We start from the raw sequence: 9,517 nt of genomic DNA on the forward strand, positions 1-9,517 counted from the left end.
GTCCTGGCTCACCGCCCACGGTGAGCCAGGACGCGTCGCGGTGAGCTGACCTGATCGTGCGCGGACCCGCCGGGACGCTCGAGCACCCCCGCCGACGGTCAGCGGACGGCGCCGGACGGCAGGACCGCGTGGACGCCGAAGACCTGGTTGGCCACCTGGGTCACCCGCAGGTCGACCACCACGCCGGCCAGCGCCAGGGCGTCGGACCGGGAGGCCCCGTGCAGCGCGCCGATCAGGTCGAGCACCGCGTCCACCGCCTCCGCCGCGGCCTCGTCGAGGTCGTCGCCGATGCCCAGGCACACCCAGCCGGCCGGGGTGCGGGCCACCGGGGTCGCCAGCGGCCGGCCGAACAGGTCGTCGCGGACGTCGAGGGTGAGGTCGGCGCGCTCGGCCCCGCACTCGATCGCCGCGCCGCTCACCTCGCCGTCGCCCTGGGCCGCGTGCGCGTCGCCGACGCTGAGCAGCGCGCCGTCCACCGGGATCGGCAGGTACAGCGTGCTGCCGGCCACCAGCTCACGGCAGTCGAGGTTCCCGCCGTGCCGGCGGGGCGGGATCGTCGAGTGCCGTCCCGGCTCGGCCGGCGGCATCCCGATGACGCCGAGGAAGGGCGAGACGGCGACGGCGTGGCCGTGCTGGTTGCGCGCGGTGCCGGCGGCGGCGTCGATGCGCCAGCGGTGCACGGTCGGCTCGAGGCGGCCGAGCAGGGCGTTCCACGCGGTGTCGGCCAGGCCCGCGAAGCCGGTGCCCCACGCCGCCGGGACGACGGCGCCGATGCCGACCTCGAGCACCTGGCCCGCGCGGGCGCCGCGCACCTCGACCGGGCCGGTCAGGGCGTGACCGTCGCCCGGGGTGTACCGCGGGTCCCGCCGGCGGTCGGCGACGTCGCCGCCGGTGTCGGGCTCGACGAACCAGCCGGAGTCGAGGGTCGCGAAGCGGACCGTCGTCCCCGGGTCGACGGTGAGCGCCGGCGGCAGGTCGCGGTCGAACCAGCCGTGCAGCGTGCCGGGGCCGGGCTCCAGGGGGACCACGCCGGTCATGCCAGCCCCCGGGTCGTGCGCGCCGGCGGCCGGTCGCCGCGGATGGCGGCGACCATGTCCACCGTCTGCCGGGTCGCGGCGACGTCGTGGGCGCGGAACACCCGGGCGCCCAGCCACGCGCTGACCGCCGTCGCCGCGAGCGTGCCGGTGAGCCGCTGCTCCAGCGGGACGTCGAGGGTCTCGCCGACGAAGTCCTTGTTCGACAGCGCCACCAGCACCGGCCATCCGGTGGCCACCAGCTCGCCGAGCCGGCGGGTGGCCTCCAGCGAGTGGCGGGTGTTCTTGCCGAAGTCGTGGCCCGGGTCGACCAGCACCCGCTCGGGGTCGACGCCCGCGGCCACCGCGGCGTCGGCGAGCGCCGTCGTCCGCGCGACGACGTCGGCCACGACGTCGTCGTACTGCACCCGGTGCGGCCGGGTGCGCGGCGGCAGCCCGCCGGCGTGCGTGCACACGATCCCGGCGCCCGCCCCGGCCGCCACCACCGCGAGCTCCGGGTCGACGCCGCCCCACGCGTCGTTGACGACGTCGGCCCCGGCGGCGAGCACCTCCCGCGCCACCTCCGCCCGCCAGGTGTCGATGGAGATCGGCAGGTCGGGGTGCGCGGCCCGGATCGCGGCGACCAGGTCGACGGTGCGGCGGATCTCCTCGGCGGCGTCGACCTCCTCGCCGGGCGCGGCCTTCACCCCGCCGACGTCGACCACGTCCGCACCCTCGGCGACCACCCGGTCCACCCGCTCGACGGCGGCGGCGAGCTCGTAGGTGGCGCCGCGGTCGTAGAACGAGTCGGGCGTGCGGTTCACGATGGCCATCACCACCAGAGCGCCGTCGGGCACGTCCAACCGGCCCAGTCGCAGCACCCGTCGCCTCCGTCCCCGTCGCCGGTGTGGTGGAGTCAGCCAACCAGACCGCGAGCGACACCGATCGAGGACACAGGAGGACAGGCGATGGCGCAGACCACCGTGGAGGGCATCGACGGCGTGCTGGCGAAGGTCGGCCAGCACCTCGGGCACAGCGACTGGCTGGAGATCACCCAGGAGCAGGTCGACCAGTTCGCCGAGGCCACCCACGACCACCAGTGGATCCACGTCGACGTCGAGCGGGCGAAGCGGGAGAGCCCCTTCGGCGGCCCGATCGCGCACGGCTACCTGACGCTGTCGCTGGTGTCGGCGCTGACCGCGCAGATCATCGACGCCAAGGGCTTCGGGATGGGCGTCAACTACGGCGCCGACCGGATCCGGTTCATCTCGCCGGTGCCGGTCGGTGCCCGCATCCGCGCCTCGGCGACCCTCGACGACGCCAAGCAGTTCGACGGCGGCGTCCAGATGAACCTCGGCATCACCATGGAGATCGAGGGGGCGCCGAAGCCGGCGATGGTGGCCTCGATCCTCTTCCGCCGCTACGTCTGAGGCCGTGCACTTCCGCGGATGTGCCCCGGACACATCCGCGGAAGTGCACGGTCAGACGACGATCGCCTGGTTGACGAGGGCGCGCAGGTAGGCGCGGATCGGCAGCGTGCTCGAGGGCAGCAGCTGGGTGAAGAACGTGACGACGACGTCCTCGACCGGGTCGACGTAGAACGCCGTCGACGCCGCACCGCCCCAGCTGTAGTCGCCGGTGCTCGCGACCCCGCCGTAGCGCGCCGGGTCGATCACCATCGAGAAGCCCAGGCCGAAGCCGACCCCCCGCAGCGGCGTCTCGGCGAACAGCGGCCGGCCGAAGGTCTCCAGGTCGGCGTCGCCGGGCAGGTGGTTGCGCACCATGTGCGCCAGCGTGCGCGGGCCCAGCAGCCGCCCGCCGTCGTAGGAGCCGCCGCGGCGCAGCATCTCGCAGAAGCGCAGGTAGTCCGCCGCCGTCGAGACCAGCCCGCCGCCGCCGGAGAGGAACGTGGGCCGGGAGTGCGCCGCCTGGCCCATGGCGTCGATCGGCGCGAACCCGGTGGGCGCTCCGCCGGGCTGCCCGGGGACGGCCGCGTAGAGCCGGGCGAGGGAGTCGGCGTCGTCGCCCTCCCGCAGTCCGAAGGAGGTGTCGGTCATCCCGAGCGGGCCGAACACCCGCTCCTGGAAGAACACGTCGAGCGTCTGGCCGGAGACCACCTCCACCAGCCGGCCCAGCACGTCGGTGGAGACCCCGTAGTTCCACTCCGACCCGGGCTGGAAGACCAGCGGGACCGACGCCCACTGCCGGCAGACCTCGGCGGAGTCGGCGCCGGGCGGGGTGGCCCACTCGTGGCCCATCGCGCGGTACATGGCGTCGACCGGGTGGGCGTGGTGGAAGCCGTAGGTCAGCCCCGAGGTGTGGGTGAGCAGGTGCCGGATGCGGATCGGCTCGATCTGCGGCTGGGTGACCGGCTTCTGCGCCGACCCGGCCACGTAGACCCGCGTCTCGGCGAACTCCGGCAGCCACCGGGCGATCGGGTCGCCGAGCTCGAAGGCGCCCTCCTCGTACAGCATCATCGCCGCGACCGAGGTGACCGGCTTGGTCATCGAGAAGATGCGCCAGCGGGTGTCCTCCTCGACCGGCCGGCCGTTCTCGACGTCCCGCGAGCCGTAGCGGCCCACGTGCGCCAGCCGGCCGTGCCGGGACACCGTGACCAGGAAGCCGGGCAGCTGCCCGTCGTCGACCCAGCGGGCCAGCCGCCGGTCGAGGCGCTCCAGCCGGGTGCCGTCGAGGCCGACCTCGGCGGGGTCGGTGTCGTGGGTCAGTCCGCTCGTCACGCGTGCCTCCGTCCCGGAGCCGTCCCCCTCGGGCGGCGCCTGCCTGCGCATCCTGACCCATGGGTGTGCAGCGGGTCACAGGGAGGCAGGCGCCGCCCCGGCGGGGACCGGCGGATCACACCGGGACGTCGCAGGCGACGCCGCGGATCACACCCGGACGTCGCAGGGGACGCCGCGGATCACACCGGGACGTTGCTGGCGGCCTTCTTCAGGTTCGAGCCGGCGGTGACCTTGACGGTGTTGGCGGCGGGGATGTCGATCGACTCGCCGGTCTGCGGGTTGCGGCCCGTCCGGGCCGACCGCTGGGTCCGCTCGACGGTCAGCAGACCGGAGACGGCGACCTTCTCGCCGCGGGTGATCGCGTCGACGAGCTCCTCCTGCAGACCCGACAGGACGGCGTCCACGGTGGCGCTGGGCACGTCGGCGCGCTTGGCGATGGCGGTGACGAGTTCGGCCTTGTTCACGGGGATCCTCTCGTGGGGGTCGCGGCCCGCCCGGTGCTCGGTGGGCCGCCGGTGACGGTGCCGGCCGCGGCGGCGCGGCCGGTCGCTCCCGGGCGGTCGCCCGGGACGGACCGGTCCCCACGCGGGGGTCCGGCCCGGGGCACCGTGTCACGACGACGGGGGATCTGGCCAGTCCAGGGGCACGAACGCACCCAGCAGGACCGCCGGTACCACCCGTCCCAGCGGGGGCGGGCGCCCGGGGTCCGACATAGCGTGGGCGCATGCCGCAGCTGCCCGGGACCGACCTGATCGTCAGCGACTTGTGCCTGGGCGGCAACGTCTTCGGGTGGACCGCCGACGAGCCGACGTCGCAGGCCGTGCTGGACCGCTTCGTCGACGCCGTCCCCAGCACGCAGCGCCCGTTCGTCGACACCGCCGAGATGTACGGCGACGGCCGCTCCGAGCAGATCCTCGGCGGGTGGATGGCCGAGCGCGGCCTGCGCGACCGCGTGGTGGTGGCGACCAAGGCCTCCCCGCAGCAGAAGGCCCACCCGCTGGCCGCCGCGGAGGTGAAGGCCGCCGCCGAGCGGTCGCTGCGCAACCTGCGGACCGACCGGATCGACCTCTACTACGCGCACTACGACGACGAGACGACGCCGCTGGAGGAGACGCTCACCGCCTTCGACGAGCTGGTGCGCGAGGGCAAGGTGCTGCACGTCGCGGCGTCGAACTACTCCCCGGCCCGGCTGACCGAGGCGCTGGAGACCTCCGAGCGGCTGGGGATCGCGCGGTACGTCGCGCTGCAGCCGCACTACAACCTGGTGGAGCGCGCCGCCTACGAGGACGGCCTGCGCGACGTCGTCGCCGCGCACGGACTGGGCTGCCTGCCCTACTTCGGCCTGGCCAAGGGGTTCCTGACCGGCAAGTACCGGGCCGGCGAGCGGGTCGACTCGCCGCGGGCCCCGCGCGCGCAGGCCTACGCGGGGGAGCGGGGCGACCGGGTGCTCGCCGCGCTGGCGGAGGTGGCGGCCGCGCACGGGGTGAGCCAGGCCGCGGTGGCGCTGCGCTGGCTGGCCGACCGGCCCACGGTCACCGCGCCGATCGCCAGCGCCCGCGACGTCGACCAGGTCGCCGACCTGCTGCCGGTGCTGGACCTGGTGCTCGCCGACGACGAGCGCGCCGCCCTGACCGCCGCCAGCGACTGACGCGGGCGGCCCTCCTGCAGGGGCCCGCCGCGAGCGTGCGAGTGGCGGGGGGCAGGAGGGTCCTCCGTCAGCGGGCTGCCGCTGCGGAGGCGAGGTCCTCCACCCGCAGCAGGCCCAGCACCGCGCCGGTCGCGTCGGTGCAGACCACCGGGTCGAAGCGGTGGGCCGGCGGGCGGGTCAGCGCGCGGTGCAGCGTGGCGGGGACGTCGTCGGTCGGCCGGGCGCACAGCGAGACCGGCGCGGTGTGCGCCAGCCCGGTGCGCGGGTCGGTCAGCCGCAGCGCGAGCGGCTCGCCCTGCGGCCCGACGAGCACCACCGGCGGGATGCCGGGGGAGGCCTCGGTGACCTCGCACTGGCGGACGGGCCGCAGCAGGCTCGCCACGGTCGACTCCGCCCGGGCGCGGGCGGCCTGGCCGCGGACCAGCGCGACGACCTCCGGGGTCAGCGGCGCGAACCCGGGCGAGGGCCGGCCGAGCAGCCAGCCCTGCGCCAGCGGCACGCCCAGCCGGGAGAAGGCGGCCAGCTCGCCGCGGGTCTCGATCCCCTCGGCGACCAGCCAGGCGTCGATGCGACCGGCGAACTCGGCGACCACCCCGGCCAGCGCCACCCGTACCGGGTCGGCGTCGGCACCGGCCACCAGCGACCGGTCGAGCTTGACCAGCTGGGGCCGCAGCGCCGCCAGCTGCCGCAGTCCCGCCCAGCCCGAGCCGGTGTCGTCGAGGGCCACCAGGGCGCCCCGGGCCCGCAGCGCGGCGACCTCCACCCGCAGCGCGGCGAGGTCGGCCACCGGTGCGGACTCGGTCAGCTCGACGACGACGCGGCGCAGGTCCGGCCGGGTGGCCAGCGCCGCCCGCACCGGGCGGGTGCCGAGCAGGTGGGGGCTGACGTTGACCGAGAGGAAGGTGTCGGCGGGCAGGCCGGGCACCGCGGCGAGGGCCTTGTGCAGCGCCAGCGCCTCGAGCTCGGCGGCGACGCCGGCGTCGGCCGCCGCGGCGAACCACACGTCGGGGCCGGCGGTCCCGGGGAACCGGGCCAGGGCCTCGTAGCCGGCGACGCGGGCCCGCGCGAGGTCGACGACCGGCTGGAAGACCAGGGTCAGGTCGGCCGGGTCGGCGAGCAGGGGCCGGCAGTCCGGCAGTGCCCGCGTCAGCATCCCCGTCATGCGCCGTCCATCGGCCCGGGCCGGCGGCCGCTCGACCTGCGGCTGCGCCGGGCTCACCCGGCCGGGTGACGACCCGTCCGGGGAGGGAGGGTGGACGGCCGGTCCCGTTCCGCTACACGCGTGGCAGCATGGTCGGCTGCGGCCGCCCGGGCCGCGCCGGGCCGAGGAGGGCCGTGTCCGTCCCCGCGCCGTCGCCTGCCGCCGACGTGCTGCACGACGCCCAGCGCGTCGCCGCCGCGCGCCGGCTGCTGTTCGAGGTGCCCGGCCCCGCCGCCTACGACCGGCTCTCCGGGCTGGCCGCCCGCCTGCTCGGTGCCGGGCACGCCAAGGTCACCGTGTTCACCGACCAGGACACCGTCGTCGGGGGACACGGCCTGCCGCCCGGGGTCGTCGGTGGCCGGGCCCAGCTCACCGGGGCGTTCTCCGCGTGCGTCGTGCGGGAGGGCCGGGCCCTGGTGGTCCCCGACGCCCGCGTCGACCCGCGGCTGTCCGACCTCCCCGCCGTCACCGCCGGTGAGGTCACCGCCTACCTGGGCATCCCGCTGATCTCCGCCTCCGGCCACGTCATCGGCGTCCTCGCCGTCTACGACGGGCAGGCGCGCACCTGGCAGGACGACGACGTCGCCCTGCTCGAGCACCTGGCCGACTCGGTGGTCGCCGAGCTCGAGCTCGCCGCCGCCCGGTCGGCGATCGGGGCCTCCCGGGTCCGCCTCGAGGTCGCCCTCGAGGCCGGCGCCATCGGCATCTGGGACCACGACCTGCGCACACGCGTCCTGCACTGGGACGAGCGCTGCGCGGCCGTCCACGGGCTCGACGGCCCGCTGACGATCACCGACGTCGACGGGATGCTCGCCGACCGCATCCACCCCGACGACCACGCCGCCGTCCGCGACGCCATGACCGACGCGCTGCGGGGCACCGGGGAGTACGTCGTCGAGGCGCGGGCGCTGCACACCGACGGCACGGTGCGCTGGACGGTCTCCCGCGGCCGCGTCGTGCGCGACTCCCGCGGCGACGCGGTGCGGGTCCTCGGCACCGTCGTCGACGTCACCGACGCCCGCGAGCAGGCCGCCCGCCGGATGGCCGCCGTCCAGCGCGCCGCCGCCGTCGCCGAGGTCGCCGCCGAGCTGGCCAACGCCACCGCGCTGTCGCAGCTGGCCGACATCACGCTGCGCGGCGCCCGGCTGCTCGGGGCCTCGTCGAGCGCGCTGGCCGCCTTCGACACCGACGAGGTGCTGCGGCTCTACCTCGCCCGGCAGCTCGCCGACACGGTCGCGGCCGCTGCGGCGGAGGCCGAGGTGGAGGCCCCGCCGGAGGGGCTGGAGATCGAGCTCGACGACGAGCTGCCCACCCAGTACGCCGCCCGCCACGGCGAGCGGGTGCTGCTCACCGACCTCGACGACGCCGTCGCCCGGTTCCCGCGCATGGCCGAGGTCGGTCCGGCCCTCGGCCTGCGCGCCCTCGCCGCCCTGCCGCTGCGGGTGGAGGGCCGGCTGCTGGGCAGCTTCGTCGTCGTCTGGGACACCGAGCACGCCTTCGAGGACGTCGACGTCGAGCTGCTCGACGCGCTGACCGCGCAGATCGCCCTGAGCGTGTCCCGGCTGCGGGCCGACGCCGAGCGGGCGGCCGCCGTCGCCGCGATGGCCGAGGCGAACCAGCGGCTGCAGCTGCTGGCCGACGCCGGCCGGGTGCTGTCGGGGAGCCTGGACATCACCGAGCAGCTGGGCCGGCTGGCCGACCTGGTGGTGCCGGCGCTGGCCGACTGGTGCTGGATCGTCGTCACCGACGAGCAGGGCCGGCTGCACGAGATGGCCTGGTCCCACCGCAATCCCGCCCAGCGGGGGGCCGTGGCGGAGTACGTCGGGGCGATGGTCCACGGGATGACCGACGAGCACGCCGCCCGGGTCGTGACCCGCACCGGCCGCCCGCTGGTGGTGCCGGAGGTCGACGTCGAGCGGATCCGGCAGGCGCTGCACGACCCCGCGGCGCAGCAGGCGCTGCTGCGGCTGGCGCCGCACTCGGCGCTGATCGTGCCGCTGGTGGCCCGCGGGGAGGTCATCGGCGCGCTGGGCACCGCCAACGGCGCCGAGCGGGGGCCGCACACGCCGGGGGAGGTCGAGACCGCCGCCGAGGTGGGCCGGCGCGCCGGCCTGGCGCTGCAGACCGCGCGGCTGTACGAGCAGCAGCGCGGGCTGGCGCACGCCCTGCAGCGCAGCATGCTCACCGCGCCGCCGCGGCCCGAGGGCCTCGACATCGTCGTGCGCTACGTCCCGGCGTCGGAGGGCGCCGAGGTGGGCGGCGACTGGTACGACGCCTTCCCCGGGGTGCTCGGCGGCACCGTCCTCGTCATCGGCGACGTCGTCGGCCACGACCGCAACGCCGCCGCGCTGATGGGCCAGTTCCGGGGGCTGCTGCGCGGCATCAGCCACGCCAGCGGCGCCGATCCGGCCGAGGTCCTCGGCCAGCTCGACCGGGCCGCCGACCGCCTGGCGCTGGGCGCGATGGCCACCGCGCTGGTGGCGCGGCTGGACCGCACCGGCCCCGACGATGCCGTGCTGCACTGGTCGAGCGCCGGCCACCCGCCGCCGGTCGTCGTCGACCCTGACGGGAGCGTGCGGGTCCTCGCCCCCGGGCCGGCCGACCTGCTGCTGGGCGTGGACCCGGGCCGCCCGCGCACCGACCACAGCGCCGTCCTGCCGGTGGGCAGCACGGTGCTGCTGCACACCGACGGGCTGATCGAGCGGCGCGACCGCGACCTGCAGGCCGGCACCGAGCAGCTCCTCGCCGTCCTGCGCGACGCCGCCGACCTGCCGCTGGAGCGGTTGTGCGACCGGGTGCTGGAGCGGCTGTTCCTCCCCGACGCCGAGGACGACGTCGCGCTGCTCGCCGTCCGCGTGCTCTGACACCTCCCGTGCACTTCCGCGGAAGTGCGCAAACCGAACCCGTGCACTTCCGC

The 9,517-nt window shown here is 76.3% G+C and carries 8 protein-coding genes; 3 read left to right on the forward strand and 5 right to left on the reverse strand.

Annotated elements, in window-relative coordinates; genetic code table 11:
* Positions 1–98: 98 nt before the first annotated feature.
* Both ACI8AD_RS24520 and folP read right to left on the reverse strand, forming a co-directional pair.
* A complete protein-coding gene (locus tag ACI8AD_RS24520; protein ID WP_456873142.1) occupies positions 99–1,037 on the reverse strand; it encodes an acetamidase/formamidase family protein in 939 nt (312 codons plus the stop codon).
* Entirely contained in the window at positions 1,034–1,894 is an 861-nt protein-coding gene (gene folP / locus ACI8AD_RS24525) for a dihydropteroate synthase (protein ID WP_456873143.1), read from the reverse strand. The genes ACI8AD_RS24520 and folP overlap by 4 nt, the downstream gene beginning before the upstream one ends.
* Positions 1,895–1,981: 87 nt before the next feature.
* On the opposite strand from folP, the gene ACI8AD_RS24530 reads away from it, so the two are divergent.
* A complete protein-coding gene (locus ACI8AD_RS24530) occupies positions 1,982–2,443 on the forward strand; it encodes a MaoC family dehydratase (protein WP_456873144.1) in 462 nt (153 codons plus the stop codon).
* 51 nt (positions 2,444–2,494) lie between these two features.
* Here ACI8AD_RS24530 and ACI8AD_RS24535 read toward each other — a convergent pair whose 3' ends face one another.
* Both ACI8AD_RS24535 and ACI8AD_RS24540 read right to left on the reverse strand, forming a co-directional pair.
* Complete coding sequence (locus ACI8AD_RS24535; RefSeq protein WP_456873145.1) at positions 2,495–3,751, reverse strand: serine hydrolase domain-containing protein; 1,257 nt, start codon at positions 3,749–3,751, stop codon at positions 2,495–2,497.
* Between the two features lie 179 nt (positions 3,752–3,930).
* Complete coding sequence (locus tag ACI8AD_RS24540; protein ID WP_217897485.1) at positions 3,931–4,215, reverse strand: HU family DNA-binding protein; 285 nt, start codon at positions 4,213–4,215, stop codon at positions 3,931–3,933.
* A 260-nt stretch (positions 4,216–4,475) separates the two neighbouring features.
* Between ACI8AD_RS24540 and ACI8AD_RS24545 the strand changes: the two genes are divergently transcribed.
* Entirely contained in the window at positions 4,476–5,399 is a 924-nt protein-coding gene (locus tag ACI8AD_RS24545) for an aldo/keto reductase (RefSeq protein ID WP_456873146.1), read from the forward strand.
* Between the two features lie 67 nt (positions 5,400–5,466).
* Here ACI8AD_RS24545 and ACI8AD_RS24550 read toward each other — a convergent pair whose 3' ends face one another.
* The gene (locus ACI8AD_RS24550) at positions 5,467–6,561 is read right to left on the reverse strand and encodes an EAL domain-containing protein (protein WP_456873147.1); all 1,095 of its coding nucleotides are present in this window, start codon (positions 6,559–6,561) and stop codon (positions 5,467–5,469) included.
* A gap of 173 nt (positions 6,562–6,734) precedes the next feature.
* Here ACI8AD_RS24550 and ACI8AD_RS24555 point away from each other — a divergent pair, with 173 nt between their 5' ends.
* Positions 6,735–9,464, forward strand: coding sequence for a SpoIIE family protein phosphatase (locus ACI8AD_RS24555; RefSeq protein ID WP_456873148.1), 2,730 nt, complete (start codon positions 6,735–6,737; stop codon positions 9,462–9,464).
* The last annotated feature ends 53 nt before the right edge of the window (positions 9,465–9,517 follow it).

This window comes from Geodermatophilus sp. SYSU D00766 (assembly GCF_054049915.1).